General features: G+C 45.7%; 14 protein-coding genes and 3 tRNA genes. 10 read left to right on the top strand and 7 right to left on the bottom strand.

Features of this window, described 5'->3' with window-relative positions:
* Positions 1 to 14 precede the first annotated feature (14 nt).
* The 4 genes from H6759_04625 to H6759_04610 form a co-directional block, all read right to left on the bottom strand.
* Entirely contained in the window at positions 15 to 236 is a 222-nt protein-coding gene (locus H6759_04625; GenBank protein USN52276.1) for a hypothetical protein, read from the bottom strand.
* 274 nt (positions 237 to 510) lie between these two features.
* The gene (locus H6759_04620; protein ID USN52275.1) at positions 511 to 1,389 is read right to left on the bottom strand and encodes a hypothetical protein; all 879 of its coding nucleotides are present in this window, start codon (positions 1,387 to 1,389) and stop codon (positions 511 to 513) included.
* Between the two features lie 231 nt (positions 1,390 to 1,620).
* A complete protein-coding gene (gene rnc / locus H6759_04615) occupies positions 1,621 to 2,361 on the bottom strand; it encodes a ribonuclease III (protein ID USN52274.1) in 741 nt (246 codons plus the stop codon).
* A gap of 55 nt (positions 2,362 to 2,416) precedes the next feature.
* Positions 2,417 to 3,007, bottom strand: coding sequence for a nucleoside-diphosphate kinase (locus tag H6759_04610; protein ID USN52273.1), 591 nt, complete (start codon positions 3,005 to 3,007; stop codon positions 2,417 to 2,419).
* A 154-nt stretch (positions 3,008 to 3,161) separates the two neighbouring features.
* Between H6759_04610 and H6759_04605 the strand changes: the two genes are divergently transcribed.
* The 4 genes from H6759_04605 to H6759_04590 all read left to right on the top strand — a co-directional run bounded on the left by H6759_04605 (position 3,162) and on the right by H6759_04590 (position 6,081).
* Positions 3,162 to 3,509: a 50S ribosomal protein L32 gene (locus H6759_04605; protein USN52272.1), complete on the top strand. Its 348-nt coding sequence runs from the start codon at positions 3,162 to 3,164 to the stop codon at positions 3,507 to 3,509.
* 45 nt (positions 3,510 to 3,554) lie between these two features.
* The gene (nusB, locus tag H6759_04600; GenBank protein USN52271.1) at positions 3,555 to 4,169 is read left to right on the top strand and encodes a transcription antitermination factor NusB; all 615 of its coding nucleotides are present in this window, start codon (positions 3,555 to 3,557) and stop codon (positions 4,167 to 4,169) included.
* A 1-nt stretch (position 4,170) separates the two neighbouring features.
* A complete protein-coding gene (locus tag H6759_04595; protein ID USN52270.1) occupies positions 4,171 to 5,415 on the top strand; it encodes a divalent metal cation transporter in 1,245 nt (414 codons plus the stop codon).
* Positions 5,416 to 5,670: 255 nt separating this feature from the next.
* Positions 5,671 to 6,081, top strand: a complete 411-nt coding sequence (locus H6759_04590) for a hypothetical protein (protein ID USN52269.1) — start codon at positions 5,671 to 5,673, stop codon at positions 6,079 to 6,081.
* 53 nt (positions 6,082 to 6,134) lie between these two features.
* Here the strand turns inward: H6759_04590 and H6759_04585 are convergent.
* The 3 genes from H6759_04585 to H6759_04575 all read right to left on the bottom strand — a co-directional run bounded on the left by H6759_04585 (position 6,135) and on the right by H6759_04575 (position 7,144).
* Positions 6,135 to 6,209 (bottom strand) — tRNA-Phe (locus H6759_04585).
* 128 nt (positions 6,210 to 6,337) lie between these two features.
* On the bottom strand, positions 6,338 to 6,916 hold the full coding sequence (locus tag H6759_04580; protein USN52268.1) for a hypothetical protein: 579 nt from the start codon (positions 6,914 to 6,916) through the stop codon (positions 6,338 to 6,340).
* A gap of 153 nt (positions 6,917 to 7,069) precedes the next feature.
* Positions 7,070 to 7,144, bottom strand: a tRNA-Gly gene (locus H6759_04575).
* Positions 7,145 to 7,234: 90 nt separating this feature from the next.
* On the opposite strand from H6759_04575, the gene H6759_04570 reads away from it, so the two are divergent.
* The 6 genes from H6759_04570 (at position 7,235) to H6759_04545 (ending at position 15,196) form a co-directional block, all read left to right on the top strand.
* Positions 7,235 to 7,311, top strand: a tRNA-Pro gene (locus tag H6759_04570).
* Between the two features lie 118 nt (positions 7,312 to 7,429).
* A complete protein-coding gene (locus H6759_04565; protein USN52267.1) occupies positions 7,430 to 7,987 on the top strand; it encodes a hypothetical protein in 558 nt (185 codons plus the stop codon).
* Positions 7,988 to 8,051: 64 nt separating this feature from the next.
* Positions 8,052 to 9,164, top strand: coding sequence for a glycosyltransferase family 4 protein (locus H6759_04560; GenBank protein ID USN52266.1), 1,113 nt, complete (start codon positions 8,052 to 8,054; stop codon positions 9,162 to 9,164).
* A gap of 14 nt (positions 9,165 to 9,178) precedes the next feature.
* A complete protein-coding gene (locus H6759_04555) occupies positions 9,179 to 11,896 on the top strand; it encodes a DUF4012 domain-containing protein (protein ID USN52265.1) in 2,718 nt (905 codons plus the stop codon).
* Positions 11,893 to 13,845 (top strand): hypothetical protein, encoded by a 1,953-nt coding sequence (locus H6759_04550; GenBank protein ID USN52264.1) that lies wholly within the window; start codon positions 11,893 to 11,895, stop codon positions 13,843 to 13,845. Before H6759_04555 ends, H6759_04550 begins: the two co-directional genes overlap by 4 nt.
* Positions 13,846 to 13,903: 58 nt before the next feature.
* On the top strand, positions 13,904 to 15,196 hold the full coding sequence (locus H6759_04545; protein ID USN52263.1) for a hypothetical protein: 1,293 nt from the start codon (positions 13,904 to 13,906) through the stop codon (positions 15,194 to 15,196).
* Positions 15,197 to 15,361 lie beyond the last annotated feature (165 nt).

Below are 15,361 nucleotides of genomic sequence, written 5' to 3'. Positions count from 1 at the left end.
CGGGGAGAGAAATATCAGGGATTAAAAGGTGATTCTGCTCTACCAAAGGACTCGCTGTCGATTTTGATATGACCACGGCGTGTCAGCGGATCATATGTATAGATGACGTCTGATGGTAGCGGCATACTGAGTTCGATAAGTCGCTTCACTGCTTCTATGTAGAGGTCAATTGGCGTCGCAAGGGTTTGTGTACGATGTGTTGGTGATTTCGCTTGAAAGTGTTTTCTTCTGCACAAATTGCAGTAGCTTTTTCCGTTCGGTAGAAGTTTTTTTGGAGAATGGAATTGTCTGCAAGTGTTATTGCTGCAGCGAATTTCGCCAAGATCTCCCATGATTTACCGTGCCTCTTTGGATGTATGACGATAAGGTTCGGTATCGAACAAAATCGACGCTACGATGTTTTGAGAGGATGGTCAATAGGCTATTGTAAAAATATGAGAAAATAAAGAACCCGCTCAAGACAGTGATGTCGAGCGGGTTCAGGTAGGTAATAGGGTGGGGAGTAGGAGGCTACTTCCGCTTGCCCTTGTTCTTGGCGTCCTTCTTCGAGCCCTTGGGCTCATCGGCGATGCGCTGCCGATTCTCGAGGCGCCGCTTGTTGGAAGCGGCCTTGTTGGCACGCTTCTCTTCGTCGCCGATGGGCAAGAAGAACTTGTGGAAGAAGTCCTTCTCACCGTTCTCGCCCACGAACTTCAGGATGATCTGACGATCGACCTGATGGTGCATCGTGACACCGGCGGGCAACGGGTTGCCCGCGATGTAGGCCTCGGCGGCCGAAGCCTTCAGGTCCTTGCGGGCCTGAGTCTCCGAGAGCTCCTTCTTGGGCTTGATAGGAGGCGCGGCCTGCTGCGCCGGCGTGCTCCAGGGAGCCGCTTTCGGCATCAGATGCCTCTTCTGCCGGAATTCCTCCCGGCACTTGAAGCAGTGGAACTCCCAGTCGGGGTTGTACCCCTTGCCTGGGGCCTCGATTGTTTCGCAGCCCGGCGTGACGCAGAGAAGCGCCTTGCCGTTGCCAGCCTCGAAGTCTTGCAGGAGCTGCTCTTGCTTCTCGAGATCCTTCTCGAGCTTGCGGAGCTCCTCTTTGGCCTTGCGCTCTTCTTCGCGCTTGGCCTTGGCGATCTCCTGCCTACGCCGAGCGCAGGCCGGACAGATCTTGTAGCTCGCCTTGGCGGGCACGAAGAGCCCTCCTTCGAGCTGACATTCCTCATCCTTGCACTTCACCATCTTGGGTGGTGCAGGCTTCGGGATGACCTTCGGGGGCGGCGGCTGCAGCGCCTTCTGGATGGCGCTGAGCTTCTTCTGCTTGAGCTCTTCTGCTCGCGCCTCGAGGGCGGCCTTGCGGTTTTCGATGCTGGTCAGGCTCAGGGCGGAGTTGTTCGTGTCGTTCATGTACCTTACCGGCTATTGCCGGCCTCCTTTATATGTGGAAGAACGTATCGCAAAAGCAACAGTGCCTTTGAAATGCCCAGACATAGTAGCAAAAACCACCTATTTTGTCAATAAGTGGTTTTACATATGAATCATCTCCCTCATTCCCTCTTCTTTGGGAAAGAAGAGGGAGGTCTGAATCTGAATCGGTTGCCCTTCTTTCTCAAAGAAAGAGGAAGGGATTATTTGGCTCTACTTAGCCTCTTTTGGCGCCTCGCGTGTACGTCTTGTGCGCCATTGCTTAGCCTCGAGTCCAGCTTCGGCGGCGGCAACCTGAGCTTCTTGCTTAGAGGTACCTTTGCCAACGGCAACCAAGTCTTTGTCCAAGAAAACACCTATAGTGAACTCTTTAAGATGATCTGGCCCGACTTCTTCTAGTACTTTATACGTTGGTGTAATACCTAAGAGTTCTTGCGAGGTCTCTTGAAACTTGCTTTTAGGATCCACATAGAGCTCAAATTCAAGAATTTCTTTCAGTTGACTCAAGATGCATGAGTGTATGAACTTTTCGGCGGCAACCATACCTCCATCAAGATAGATAGCACCGATAATAGCTTCGATAGCATTTGCAAGAATATACATGCGCGCCTTGCCATCTTTGTCACGTGCCTCACCTTTGGACATCAAGATATAGTCTTCAAACTCAAGTCCGCGTGCAATGCCAGCTAATGTCTTTGCATTAACAAGTGCGGCCCGCCAATTAGTTAAATCGCCTTCGTCATTTTCATACGTTTTATACAAGTGCTCAGTCACAATGAGCTCAAGCACAGCGTCACCTAAAAATTCTAGGCGTTCGTTATGAGGAAAGGTGTGATCGGTGTTTTCGTTCAGATAAGAACGATGGGTGAGGGCCTGCAGGAGGAACGAGCGGTCACTGAATGTGTGTCCCAATCGTTCCTCCAGCGGGCGGTAGTCTGCGTCTGGTGGATACATAGTGATGATAGAATAGCGTAAAACCCCTCCTTTTAAAAGGAGGGGTTTTGTTTGTTTATGCTGTTGGCAAGAACCATTTAGGATCGTATTGAACACGATCATTGACGTGCTCATAAGCGTAAAGCTCGGTATCAGTGAACCAGATTTTGATTTCGTTGTCGGCTTCTTCAATAGTACCGGATGCGTGAATCAAGTTACGCAATGGGCGACCTTGGGAGTTTGCGAGTGCGTAAGTATCATGTGAAAAGTCTCCACGAATCGTGCCTGGAGCAGAAGAGGCAGGCTCGGTTGCGCCAACAAGTTTGCGCACGAGGCTTACGGCCATCTCGCCTTCAAGAACGAGTGCGACCACAGGGGATGACTTAAGAAAATCGACTAAACCCCGTTTGATTTCGCCACCGTAAGCTTTGTGATCAGCAAATGGAAATACTTCACCATTTGCGTCATATTTTGCTTTTGCCTTGGTGTAGACGGTTTGCATCCACTCCTCGGTCATTTGATAATGGCGATCAACATCTTCGTGTGAAGGGTGAACCATTTTCATGGCGACGAGCTTAAGGCCTGTTGTTTCGAGGCGAGTGATGATTTGACCGACCAAACCGCGTTGAACGCCGTCTGGCTTGATGAGGATGAGAGTTTTTTCCATAGTTGGCCAAAGAATAGCCGATTTGTAGGCTTTTTGGCAAGCCAAAGGCGATTATTCTGATATTTGTGCGATATCTCCCTTCTAGAGTGTTTTGGGGTTGCTTTTTTTTGTAGGTTCGGCTATGATCCCGTCATTCAATTTATCTCTCAACACTATGGGTCTTCCTGGACATCGCCGAACATCATCTCATAAGCGCCGTCGCGCTTCACACTTTGCGTTGACTGCACCTGCACTCAGCACAGATAAAGCTAATCGTACTCATCGTATGCACGTTGCTGCCCCAGGCGCGACCGAATACAATGGTATTAAAATTCATGTAAAAGGTCTCGAACGTAAATTGCGCAAGCTTGTCGCCAAGACCAAATCACATGACCACGACCACGCTGGTCACGAGCATGCAGATCACGCTCATGACGAGAAAGCACCGAAGATTGGCAAGACAAAACCTGTTGCAGGAGCACCGGTTTCAAAGCCACGTCGCACAGGTTCTCGTAGTAAATAATTTGTGTTATAGTAAGGGGCGTTAATCGCCCCTCGTACTTTCTCTATGTCCAGCCGCCACCTTGCCCGCGCCCTTGCGCTGCAGTCACTCTATGAGTGGGATTTTTATGGTGGAGCCAAAGACCCGCGCGTCATGATTGAGCGAAATCTAACCGATGTCGCTCCAGAATTTGACGAGCGGGATTTTGCTATCCAAATTGTCGAAGGCATCGTCAAAAATCAAGCTATTATCGACGCTTCGATTACGAAGTTTGCTCCTGATTGGCCATTGCCAAAGATTACCGCTGTAGATCGCAATGTGTTACGTCTCGGTGTGTATGAACTTCTGTTTAATTTTGAGATTCCAAGCAAGGTAGCTATTAATGAAGCTATCGAATTAGCAAAAACATTTGGCGGTGAGTCCAGTGGTAAATTTGTTAATGGTGTTCTTGGTGCTGTCTATCGTGATCAGGTTGCTCAAGGTATTAGCAAAGAGTCAGATAAACCAAAGGAACCCAAGGTAGAAGTCAATGAAGATGCAACAAATGCTAAACCTGAAGTCAAAACCCCAACAAAAAATCCTTTCGAAGCAATACCTGAGAGCGAAGTAGCTCAAGAGCCAGAAGAGAAAGCGATGACAGAAGAAGCTGCTGAATCTGTAGCAGCATCAGAGCAAGAATAATATGCAGAAGTTTAAGGCATGGCTTCGCCGCCTTGGTCCTGGACTTGTAACGGGAGCTTCTGACGATGACCCAGCCGGAATCGCAACCTACGCGCAAGCAGGCGCTTCGTTTGGTTTTCATCTTCTTTGGACGCAAATGCTGCTATTACCATTTATGGTTGGTGTTCAAGAGCTTTCAGCTCGCATCGCACTGGTAACGAAAAAAGGCATTGCATCAAATATTCGTAGCCTATCGCCATTCATGGCATTTTCATCTGCAGTATTATTGCTATTTGCAAATATTTTTAATATTGCTGCAGATCTTAATATTCTTGCACTGACGCTTAACCTTGCTCTACCAATAAGCGTACCAGTAATGATGGCTGTGTTGACGTGTATTGTAATTATTCTTGAAATATTTTTAGACTATGCAACATATGCAAAAATGTTGCGCTGGCTCTCTATAAGTCTTCTCTCATATGTTCTTGTTGTCTTTTTCTTACGTATTCCTTGGTTAGAAGTAGGTCAATCGCTTATACGTCCAGAATTTCATTTTCATTATCCGTATCTTTATTTGCTTGTTGCCTGTATTGGTACAACCATTTCTCCATACCTGTATTTTTGGCAAGCAAGCGAAGTGATAGAAGAAGAAGAAAAGGGGAGTCTAAAGAAAAAAATAACAATGATGCGAGGCGATACAATCGTAGGAATGGTTTTTTCAAATGTTATTGCATTATCCATTATGCTCGTTGGGGCATTGCTTGCTACGCAACTTGGAGGATCAGTGGATTCGGTATCAGAATTAGCACTTTTGCTCGAACCACTAGCAGGTAAGGGAGCGCTAACACTTTTTATCGTTGGTATTGTAAGTTCTGGTTTATTAGCGATTCCTGTGTTAGCGGGTTCTGCTGGATATGCCTTAGGTGAATCACTGGGCTGGAATGTTGGAATGAAGAAAAAATGGTTTCAAGCAAAGGGCTTTAATGCGATTCTCGCCGCCGCTACCTTATTTGGCTTTATCATTAATGCCGCAGGTTTTGATCCAATTGATATGCTTGTAGGCTCTGCAGTATTAAACGCTGTCGTTGCCATACCTTCATTGGTTGCAATCATGATATTGGGCAATAATAAGGACTTAATGGGTAAATTAAAAAGTGGTTGGTATTCGAATATTGCCGTTGGATTTGCGTTACTTTTACTTACGGTTTCTGTTTGTTTTATGGCATGGACCACGATACCGGCCGAGGCGTTTGCGAGGTTTTTTTGATGATGTTATTGTTTCATTATCCGGTGTGTGGCTTCGGGCTAAAATTCGACTTCGTGAGATCCGGTCTGCATTCACCTTGGTGAATGGGCGACGATCTCGGGCGGCGTACCACCCATTTGTTACTCAGTGTCGGTCATTCATACCCCCAGACTTGGGGGCAGGGGGGCTGATGCGAGAGAACAGGTAAGGCATGGCCCCATTTCTATAAGCCGAATGCCACATATCGGATTTTGCGTACCTTTTTTGGAGGTTGTAATGTCACAAGAAATAGATTTCGAAGATACATGGTTAGCTCAGGCGTATTTTATTCGCCAAGCACATCCGGTCGGTAAGCCACCACTCAAGGTGAAATATGAAATCGACGTGAGAAGCTTCGATAGGGATATCGTGCAATTAACGGATAGCTATTCTGTGGTAATGCCATGGTTTAAGCCATCAACACCAGATCATTTACTCCCACAAGAAACGCTCGATTTTCTCAAGGAGTTAAGGGGTAATATGCCGCCAATCGCTCCTGTGCTCGAAAGAAACGTAAAAGATCTTGTTACTGTTTTGCTTGGAAGGGCAGAAGTTGCGCCTAATGGTTGGCTCGTTTGTGCCTGGGGTAATACCAAAGAAGAGGCAGTAATGCTTGCAGAAACAAAGCTATTACAATTAAGACAGTAATGACGGCAAAAAAAAAGCCACGAAAAAACCCACCAGACTGGTGGGTTTTAACATGGTGCCGGGAGTCAGGATTGAACTGACGACGCAAGGCTCTTCAGGCCTTCGCTCTACCACTGAGCTATCCCGGCAAAGGGTGCGAGGACAATACCAAATCTCGTAAAAATCGGCAAGAGAAAGGCGATTGAAGCGCTGCCTATTATGATATGAAAAGAAGCCTCCGAAAAGGCTTCTTCAGTAGGGTGTCTCTATGAAAGTTTCACGAGACGTTTACGCATTGCCGAGCAGCTTCGAAAAGCTTGCCGTAAAACATCGTATCAATGATGTTTCGCATGTCACTAAAGCTTGTATAGCCAGCATTGAAACAGGCAAAGTCCATCGACTCAATGAGACGAGGAGCATACCCTTCAACATGATGTGGCGTCAGCAGTAGGAGCGGTATGTTCTGGGTACTACAGGTTTGTATGATGACGCTCATGAGCTCACCACCGAGTGATGGTAGAGCGAGAACAGCGTAATCTGAATTTCGCACATCATCGATGCACTGACGAATCTCTTCTGCTTCTTGTTCGCAATGCGAGCAATGTTGCTGATGACGTTCGTTATTTGCATGAACAATAATGCTTGGAAAGGTATCACTTTCGCGCTTTGTTGAAAGCGGATTTGTGATAATGGCATGCTTTGCAATTTGAGCATGCAAAGCGGTATCAAAGTCAAAGTGTTCCTCAGCTTCTTTCAAGATCTTGTCGACCTCTTGAGAGCCAAGTTTACTCAACGCACCGTTATCTGCACGGCGCGATTTGACCGTGTGAACGAATACGTTGGGTTTTGTTTTCACGTGAACTCCTTTCGTAAGAAGTATATCACAAAATGTTTTTTCATTTTTCTTTTTGTGTGCAAAAGTTTTTTCAAAGAAAATTTTTCAATTGTGTTTTCTTGTTTTGAAAATGTTCCATCAAAAAATCACTCAACAATGTGAGTGATTTTTTGATGGAGCGGGTAGCGGGAATCGAACCCGCCTCTCAACCTTGGAAGGGTCGCATAAAAGCCACTATACTATACCCGCGTTTTGAAATGTTGGTTCAGATGATAGGCGTTTTACCAATATCTTGCAAGATTGTGTAAAGGTGATATGATCCTGCCACATTGGTCATATCGGGCTGTAGCGCAGTTGGCTAGCGCATCTGCTTTGGGAGCAGAGGGTCGTGGGTTCGAGTCCCACCAGCCCGACCATACAAATAACCCGCCGAAAGGCGGGTTATTTGTATTCCAGAACAGAAAAATTGACATTTTGATAATAAAATGGTTGGATTTGCAAAGATTTGTACCTTTGCACCAAGGAGGTGTGTCAATGTCTGATATCAAGGAGGAGAATGTCGCGAGAAGAACCATCGACCGCAAGACCTATATCGTTGAAGGCGTTCCAAATGGAGAGCGTAACACGACGATTACGGCGAACATCAAGTGCTTTTCTGAAGAGTGGGCATTTGAAGGTACGCTGAGTCCAAAGCGCATAGAGCTTTGTATCGCTGCTTATCTCGTGCACGAAAAGTCACTCTCACAAAATGAGTTACAGTTTTGTGCAGGTATTGGTACGGGCATGGGGCTTAATGCTTACCACGGGCTAGGCTTTGCTTCACCAGCAGAATTTGAACAAGCCCTCAAAGTGCAGGCTCATCAAGAAAACTCGTTTATCAAAGAACGGGTGGAGTCTATCGTAAAAGAAGTTGTGAAGAACGGGGACCGTGTCATTTACTCCATGATGCTCCGAAGCAGAATGGTAAATGATGCCCGTGTTTTTACTTGGCTCAATCCATCTGTGCAGAGTGCATTTGATGGAGTGAAAGAAGCTTTTTCTGAATCAGATTCGATCTTTAGCAGGGATCCATTCAACGAGAATGGCTCTTGATCTGTCTACGAGCAAGCGTTGCCGCAAGGTGGCGCTTTTTTCATTCTCGTTTTAGGCTATGGCTATGCATATCGCAATCGATGCTCGGATGATGGGCGCGGGTAAAACAAGAGGGATAGGCCGTTATATTGAAGAGACGGTAAAGCAACTCGCCACTCAGCAACCTGATTGGACATTTACCTTGCTCGTTCGTGATCCTGAAAACACTTCTTTTCATGCGTCGAATATTGTTTTTAAAAAAGCGGATTTCTCTTGGTACGGATTAAAAGAGCAGCTGCTATTGCCGCGTATCGTAAAGGAGATTGATGCAGATCATGTTTGGTTTCCGCATTGGAATGTTCCTTTGTTTTTTCGAGGAAAATTTTCTATAACGATTCATGATTTGTTATTGGTGCACCAGCCACAAAGCGCCAAAGCTTCTACACGTCATCCCATGGTCGCTTGGCTTAAGAGAGTGGGGTTTTATCTTGTCTTAAAAAACGCCATACGGAAATCACAAACGATTTTTGTACCAACACAAGCCGTAAAGAAAGATTTGTGTTCTTTTGATAAAAGCGTAGAGCATAAAATATTGGTAAATGGCGAGGGACTATCTTCGTTGCCACAACCTCAACAAGAAAGAATCTTTCCTACACCATTTCTCTTTTATGTCGGATCAGCTTATCCGCATAAGCGTTTAGAATTGTTGTTGGATATGTGGCAAGTTATTTCAATAAATCACCCTGAGCTCACATTGATTGTTGGCGGCGAAAAAGATGTGTTCATGAATAGAATCATGAAGTGTTGCGAGGATCTTGGATTGCCAAGGGTAATCTTTACAGGTCAATTATCGGACCAGCAAATGGCTGATTATTATGCACAGGCAAGCGCCTTTGTCTTTCCGACGTCTTTTGAGGGATTTGGATTGCCCCCTTGTGAGGCATTATCGCTAGGTACACCGGTGATTTCTAGTGATATTGAAGTCTTAAAAGAAGTGCTCCCGCAGCAAGGCGTTTTCTTCTTTGAAAATGGTTCCGTGGATGGTATGATAAGAGCGATCGAAACCGTTCTTGTTCAAGGAGAAGATGCTCGAACACAAGCTTTACTCGGAGGCGAAGAAGTCCGCCGTCGACATAGCTGGGCTTTTACCGCAAAGTCCATGATCGAATCTTTTCAAAAACACGAAACAAAACGGTGAGACATTCGTGTATCATGCCACGCTCCCGCTCTAAAAAAACAGAAGTGCCAATGTGGAAGATGATGAATCTTCGCAAGCAACTCGAATCACAGCTCGAGAGCGTTATTGTTATTGACGAATCAATAGCGAATGATCAAGTAAATACTGACGATCGAAAAAAAGAAGATCGTGTTAATGGAACAAATCGTCGATTTGAATCTATCGCTGTCCAAGATCCGTTTATTTCTAGAGACCAAGAATTGCTCGAGTCTTTATTTGTTGATGATCGTCCCTCTGTTGTTGAGATAAAGCGCATATCCCACAAACCAAGCGAGCATGTTCTCACCTTAAAAAAAATAGCACAGCGCATTGAGACGCCTACTCAGGATGATGCATGGAAGCACGCACCTTCTTGGCAGGCTCCGACAAAGGCAGCGGCAGACATGGGGGTTTTAGAAGGGCTTACGGCGTTGCAGGTTCCTTTAATTCGCGAGACTTGGCTGATCGATCAGTACACACCGCATGATGCAGAAGATGCGTTTGAAGCTCAAAACAGCTTTTCTAGTCGTCTACGACTGCCATTGGTAAGAATGACATCACTTACGCCAGTAAGCATACCGATGCCACTTTCTGCCGAGTCTGTAGATCAAGAGGTTGTTGTCCATGATTCATGGTTCGCGCGTTTAACAGAGCGACTTCAAGGATTCTTAGCAAATATAAAAAGCAAATCGGCATCTACAGCAGCCGATATTCATTTTGCAGAGGCGGATATTTTAACGGAGGCAGAAGAGGCTTGGCATATTCCTATTGTCGTCCCTCGTATCTCGTATTTGCGGGTCGTTTCGAGTTTTATGGTTTTTGCCTTGTTATTGTCATTGCCTGCGGGCGCTGTGTCATTGGCGCGCTCCGCAAAGTCATCTTGGACAACGATTGAAACCCAAGGTCGATCAACGCTCGCAAAAACGGAGCTTGCTCTTGCCACAAGTCCAGAAAAGGCAAGTGAACAATGGCAGCAAGCTGCTCAAGGGTTTGCCGATTCTGACAAGGCGTTAAACGAGGTAAATGTATTAGCTGTCGCTTTATCAAAGGTATTACCACAAACACGTAATGCGTATGCGTCAGCACGCGCACTTCTTGATGCGGGCGAACAAGCGTCTCAAGCGGCAGCCTTATTTTCTCAAGGAGCGGAGGCAGCGCTTGCTCGCGATGCGCGTCATCCGACGGATCGATTAAAAGTATTCACAACCTACATTGATCAAGTAGAAGAACGTATCGCAAAAGCGAATGAAGCTATGTCTCAGGTTGATATGGCAGTGATTCCATCTACGCAACGTACACAGGTAGGGGAGTTAAAGTCCCGCTTACAGCAAGCGTCAAAAGCGCTTCAAGAAGTAAGACAGTTTAGTCAGATCATGCCGAATATCCTTGGAGAAGACCACCAACGTAGATATCTCGTTATTTTTCAAAACTCATCAGAGCTAAGACCAACCGGTGGGTTCATGGGCTCAATGGCAGAAGTGGTTTTAGATCGTGGTTCTTTAAAGCAAGTTCACGTGATGGGAGGTGGGCCATACGACCTACAAGGGCAACTAAAAACACGTGTAAAATCTCCTCAACCACTCTCGTTGGTTTCTGCGCGGTGGGAGTTTCAGGATGCAAACTGGTATCCTGACTTTTCTGCATCAGCAGAAAATATTCGTCGTTTTTGGAGTGATGCTGGTCAGCCAACGCTCGACGGTGTGATTGTGCTCAATGTGGGTCTTATGGAAGGATTGCTTGAGGATATCGGCCCGATAGAAATGCCAGAATACGGAAAAGTCTTTACAGCAGAAAGCTTTAGAGAAGAGCTTCAGCGTGCGGTAGAAGTTGAGTACGACAAATCAGAAAATAAACCAAAAAAGATTATTGGTGATTTATTGCCGCTCGTACTTGAGCGTGTACTATCGGCCGATAATACCCTTAAGCCAAAGCTACTAAAGAGATTGAGTAAGGCGCTTAACGAAAAAGACGTCCAGCTCTATTTTACCCGCGAATCTGAGCAATCCGTTTTCTCACGTTATGGTTGGACGGGCGAATTAAAACCCGTTATTGGTGATGCGCTAGCGATTATCGGCGCAAATATTGCAGGTCAAAAATCTGATGCAGCGATTCATGAGAACGTGCATCACGATATCCATATTACAGAAGACGGAAGTATTACCGATACAGTAACCATGGTCCGTGAGCACACTGCTGACAAAGGTGCAGAGTTTACGGGAGTGAATAATGTACAGTTTGTACGCTTTTATGCACCAGAAGGATCCGTTCTTTTATCAGCGGATGGATTTAATGCACCAACAACAAGTTTATTTGAAGTTCCATTACCTCAAGACGGTGACGATCTTTTCTTGTCAGAGATCGAAAAAAGACAACGTCAAACGACAGCCGGTTTAGTAGCAACAGATGAGTTTGGGAGAACATCTTTTGGGGGATGGATTCAATTAAAGCCAGGACACACGGCAACGACAACCATTAGCTATAAGCTACCAGTGAATGCTTTTGATTTAGCAAAGCGCTGGTATCCATCACAAACCGAAGTGCATCATGCTGCGTATGTGTTAAACTCGACGAGTCAGTCAGGTTCACAGCGTTCACTAACACAGACGATTACTGTGCCAGAAGGCTGGAAGGCAATCTGGTCAAATACGGATCTCGCAACTGAAACTCCTTGGAAGCAAGACCAACTTAATGCCATTCTTTTTGAAACACCATGAGCGAGCAACAGCCAAAAGAACCTAAAGCAAAGCGAGAACGTACCACGGCTAAGCCTTGGAAACGCGCTTTTTTTCGCTTTGATACCAATACGGATGAGATGAAGTCCCAAGAAGAAGAAATGGAAAAGGGCCTCGAAAAAATCTATGCGGAGAGTGGCGACTTAAAAGAGATGCAACAGGGGAGTTCTTGGTGGTGGGTGAAATGGTTTGTTTCTATTAGTATCGCGCTTTGTGTTATCTCAGGCTTGTCTTGGTGGGGACTTTCTGTTTTACAGCCGCATTCAAAACAAGAGGTGGCGGCATTACAGGTAAGCATTCAAGGCCCAGAAGATGTTGTTATTGGAGAAGAGACGGAATATGTTATCGAATGGAAAAACGCTTCATTTCAGGCAGTCCAGGATGTAGAGATACGATTAGGGATCCCACCAGTATTACAGGTTACTTATATGGACCCATGGCCAATTGATCGCGATACAATGTCCTGGAAACTTGGTCTCGTGGCTCCTGGCGCAGAAGGAAAGGTTACGTTGCGAGGTATTCCTTTTGGACGTATCGGTGATACAACGGCACTACAAGCTGTACTTACCGCTCCTGATCAAGGCGCTACTGATATTAAAGATGCCTTATCAACAAAATCTATCGCGATGAAATCATCAATTATCGAAGGCAATTGGTCGGTGCCGCCGCGTATAGTGGCAGGTGATGAGATAGAAATTGCACTTGATCTAAAAAATACGGGCAAAACGGATCTAGAAAAATTAGATATTGCGATTCGTTATCCAGAAGCATTTGTTCCTCAAGCATCCTCGACGTCAGCAAATACTTCTACGCATACATTTTTAGCATCTATCCCTCGTTTTGGCGCAGAAGCTACAACAACGATTCGTTTTCAGGGGGCATTTGCTGCAGGCGTATCAGGGGAGCAGTCCTTCTACGCAGATATCAAACAGCAATATGAAAAAGCCGCAATTGCGATTTATAGTGCCTCAACATCAGCGCCTGTATTAGCGAGCGATCTTTCAATTCAGGTAATTGCAAATGGCTCAAATACCGGGCGCAGTATTTCGCCAGGAGATCCTGTGCGTGTGACGGTAGCCTATTCAAATACAAGTGCAGATACTTTGTCTGATGTATCATTATTGCTCGCCTTTGAATCACTAAGGGATGGAAAATCAGCAACGGGCACGTCATTTTTATCTTGGTCAACCCTTGATGATACAAATAAGGGTGTTACGAGCACTAAGACTCGCATTCAGACTCTTCTTTATGATAAAAAGAGTATTCCTGCCCTCGCATCGCTAAAACCCGGCGATCGTGGAACGATTGATATTACTTTACCAACGCTAGCGGTTACAAAGCCTACAAATGATGCAGTGATTCGCATTGTATCTACGGGCAAGGTGGGACGTGTTGGTGAACAAGAGGTTCAGCGTTCTATCTCTACGCAGCCATTAAGCTTACGCTATCGATCAGATGCGGTATTTGTTGGTACAGCGCGTTATTTTACCGAAGAGGGCGCACCAATTGGTTCTGGTCCATTACCGCCAGTTGTCGGAGAGCCTACTACGTACAGAGTATATTGGGCGATAGAAAAGAGTCTTCATGAACTTGATGCCGTAACCGTTACAACAACATTGCCTGAATCTGTTGTATTTGGTGGGTCAAAAGAAATTGGTGCAGGCTCACTCGTCTTTACAACATCAACCAGAGAATTACGCTGGTCATTAAATAAATTGCCAGAGGACGTTTCGCTTGCCGAAGTGTCATTTGATCTTGTATTAACGCCAAATCCTCTTGATAGCGGTAGATTTGCTCCATTAACAACCGGCATGCTGTTTACCGCTAAGGATAGCCTTTTAAATGAAGCAATTACGCAAAATAGTACAGCGCTCTCAACCGACCTTCTTGATGACGATGGCGCAAAAGGAAAAGGCGTCGTGAAAAAATAACAAAAGTGGATAAGTTTGAAGAAAAAGTGGATAAACTGTGGTATACTCCATTATAACTATGCACCCTCCAAGACGGCGTCCAGGCGCGGTCCATATTTCGGCCCCAACCTTCTCAACATCAGCGCGTACAAGCGTCTATCGCAAGATAGCGTATGTCTTTATTGCGCTTACAGTAGCGATTATTACCTTGGTGCTTTGGCTTACCTCGGTAAGGGCTGATATCATCGTCCGTGTTAAAAAGGAAAGTGTGCGCTTAGACGGCGTTGTTGAGGTTTCAAAAACAGCACGAGCAGGTCAAATCCCAGGACGTGTATTACAAGGTGTATTTGATCGTACGCAAGAATTTCAGGTAATGGACGTCGAAGAAGACGTCGCTCCACCAACGGCAGTAACAACAACACCGATTGAGCCAACGCCACCCCCTGTTAATCAAGACGTTATCGCTCGCGGTAAGGTAAAAATCGTAAATAAATACTCAAAAGACCAGCCTTTAGTTAAAACAACGCGTTTATTAACCACCGACGGAAAACTCTATCGCATCGATAAAACCATTACGGTACCTTCTGGTGGATCAGTTACGGTAGATGTTTACGCTGATAAACCGGGTACAGAATTTGCCATCGGCCCGACAAATTTTACGATTCCGGGTCTCTATATCGACTTACAAAAACATATTTACGGTGTATCTGACACCGCATTCACTGCTGTACCACGTGGCACGGTTGAATCCTCGCAGACTTCAACACCAACAACGGCAGCACCCGTTGTTGCTACAGGCAAAGGAAAGCCCGTCACATTTGCAGATATTGATCGTGCAGAAAAACAACTCACTGAAGCAGTGTTAAAAAAGGCAACCGAGACACTCACGGCTGATATCCCTAATCGCGAATCGTTACAACCAATTGTTGTGTATAACGTGATCGAAAAGAAAAGCAATGTCACCATTGGACAAGTTACCGAGTCATTCCTTACATCGGTTAAGCTTGATGTAACGATTATCTACTATACGCAAGAAGATATGCAGTCACTCATTCGCTCAAGAATGAAGGAGCGCGTGCCACAAGGTCGTGAATTTGTCCCAGCAGATAATGGTAATACCACCTATGCTCTCGAAAGTTCTGATCCACAATCTGAAACAGCAACGATTCGCGTCAGCTCAGATGCTCAGTATCGCCTAAGTCCGCAAAGTCCATTGCTGCAATCTTCCGTTATTGCAGGCAAAACAAAAGGCGAAGCAGAAGCAATTCTTAAAGCGGTAGACGGTGTTGAGTCCGTTACGATCACGATTAAGCCACAATGGCTAGACACGATCCCAACCCTTAAAGATCGCATCAATTTGACGGTTGAATAAGAGTTTGCCACTATAGTTACATCCTTCTGGACTCACCAACCAGACGCAGACAATTGCAGAATGAGCGCCCCGACGAAACTCGGGGAACTCGGGTGGAACCACCGTGGCTTGCCACGGTCCCGAGCCAAATAGCCCTTTGGGTTATTTGGCTCATTTCTTTTCTCT

The organism is Candidatus Nomurabacteria bacterium (genome assembly GCA_023898425.1).
Taxonomy (GTDB): Bacteria; Patescibacteriota; Patescibacteriia; order 2-12-FULL-60-25; family 2-12-FULL-60-25; genus HK-STAS-PATE-2.
Note: the sequence above shows the minus strand (reverse complement) of the source record. Positions and strands in the feature narration are given on the sequence as shown.

What these genes read in the sequence shown, in the direction of transcription:
- H6759_04620 (USN52275.1), bottom strand. Translation starts at nt 1,389, where the DNA reads ATGAACGACACGAACAACTCCGCCCTGAGCCTGACCAGCATCGAAAAC.
- rnc (USN52274.1), bottom strand. Translation starts at nt 2,361, where the DNA reads ATGTATCCACCAGACGCAGACTACCGCCCGCTGGAGGAACGATTGGGA.
- H6759_04610 (USN52273.1), bottom strand. Translation starts at nt 3,007, where the DNA reads ATGGAAAAAACTCTCATCCTCATCAAGCCAGACGGCGTTCAACGCGGT.
- H6759_04605 (USN52272.1), top strand. Translation starts at nt 3,162, where the DNA reads ATGGGTCTTCCTGGACATCGCCGAACATCATCTCATAAGCGCCGTCGC.
- nusB (USN52271.1), top strand. Translation starts at nt 3,555, where the DNA reads ATGTCCAGCCGCCACCTTGCCCGCGCCCTTGCGCTGCAGTCACTCTAT.
- H6759_04595 (USN52270.1), top strand. Translation starts at nt 4,171, where the DNA reads ATGCAGAAGTTTAAGGCATGGCTTCGCCGCCTTGGTCCTGGACTTGTA.
- H6759_04590 (USN52269.1), top strand. Translation starts at nt 5,671, where the DNA reads ATGTCACAAGAAATAGATTTCGAAGATACATGGTTAGCTCAGGCGTAT.
- H6759_04565 (USN52267.1), top strand. Translation starts at nt 7,430, where the DNA reads ATGTCTGATATCAAGGAGGAGAATGTCGCGAGAAGAACCATCGACCGC.
- H6759_04560 (USN52266.1), top strand. Translation starts at nt 8,052, where the DNA reads ATGCATATCGCAATCGATGCTCGGATGATGGGCGCGGGTAAAACAAGA.
- H6759_04555 (USN52265.1), top strand. Translation starts at nt 9,179, where the DNA reads ATGCCACGCTCCCGCTCTAAAAAAACAGAAGTGCCAATGTGGAAGATG.
- H6759_04550 (USN52264.1), top strand. Translation starts at nt 11,893, where the DNA reads ATGAGCGAGCAACAGCCAAAAGAACCTAAAGCAAAGCGAGAACGTACC.
- H6759_04545 (USN52263.1), top strand. Translation starts at nt 13,904, where the DNA reads ATGCACCCTCCAAGACGGCGTCCAGGCGCGGTCCATATTTCGGCCCCA.